Here is a 1,110-nt window from a genome sequence, read left to right as displayed (position 1 = left end):
CGAAAATCGTCGGTCGACCAAAAACAGACAAACCGTCTCTCGATATGGACCAAGGCTTTAACGGTAAATCACAAAGCTTTATCCATGGAGATGGCATTTAACCGTCTTCTGATCCTTTGACAATAATGTGGTAGGTAACTCTCAAGTGCGAAAACAAAATCACCCAGTGCTCCGCTCGGCTATTTTATTAACTTGTGCTTTATCTGCCACCTATCCCCTCTCTTCTTTCGCCGCAAGTCAGCAAGAGCTCAAAGGCGTTTCTAGCGAAATCAATCGCCAAAAGAAGGCGCTAACCTCGCAAGAGAAACAGCTTAACGAGCTGCAAAAATCGCTCAAAGACCAAGAGCTTGGCATTTCTAAGCTGGAGCGAGAAATCAAGCAAACTAAAGCCGACCTTGCTCAAGCAGACAAGAACATCAATAAACTGGAAGAGAAAATCTCCTTGCAAGAAGCCCAGCGCCAAGCACAAGAGGAAGAGCTCAAGCAATTGCTGCAAACGTATTACGTGACCGAGCGAGCGAAAGCGAATGGGCACTTATTGAATCAAGGTGTAGAAGAAGACCGCATTAGCCAATACTTTCAGCACTTAGCCAAGGCTCGTGCCGAAGTGATTGATGCCATCACCAAAACCACTCAGGAGTTGGCGCACAACAAAAACCAACTTGAGCTAGAGAAAGAGCAGATCGAAACCCTGCTCAAGCAGCAATCAGAAAAGCGTACCGCACTGGCCAGTACGCAGTCGAATCGTAAGCAAACGCTGAACAAAATTCAGAGCAGCATTAAAAACGACAAACGTTACCTTGCTGAACTACAACGCAATGAAACCCGTCTAAAAGCCGAGATTGCAAAAGCCGCCAAGCGAAATGCGGTACCAATGGACGGGCTCGGCAAACAGCGCGGCAAACTACCATGGCCACTCAAAGGCAGTGTGTTACATAACTTCGGTACGCGTCAAACCGGACAAGTAAACTGGAAAGGTATGGTGCTTTCCGCTAACTATGGTCAACAAGTTAAAGCAGTTTACCCTGGCACAGTCGTATTTGCAGAGTATTTAAGAGGTTACGGTTTAGTGGTGCTGCTTGATCACGGTAAAGGTGACATGACGCTTTA

The 1,110-nt window shown here is 46.6% G+C and carries 1 protein-coding gene and 1 pseudogene; both read left to right on the top strand.

Annotated elements, in window-relative coordinates:
* Positions 1-101, top strand: a pseudogene (gene cysE, locus R7P72_RS25555) (serine O-acetyltransferase); the annotation flags it as partial.
* 26 nt (positions 102-127) lie between these two features.
* Positions 128-1,110 (top strand): murein hydrolase activator EnvC family protein (locus R7P72_RS25550; RefSeq protein ID WP_318111030.1); only part of this gene is annotated, 983 nt, incomplete at its 3' end.

The organism is Vibrio sp. Vb0888 (genome assembly GCF_033338835.1).
In the GTDB taxonomy this organism is placed as follows: Bacteria; Pseudomonadota; Gammaproteobacteria; order Enterobacterales; family Vibrionaceae; genus Vibrio; species Vibrio alginolyticus.
This window is presented reverse-complemented; position numbering and strand designations above follow the sequence as displayed.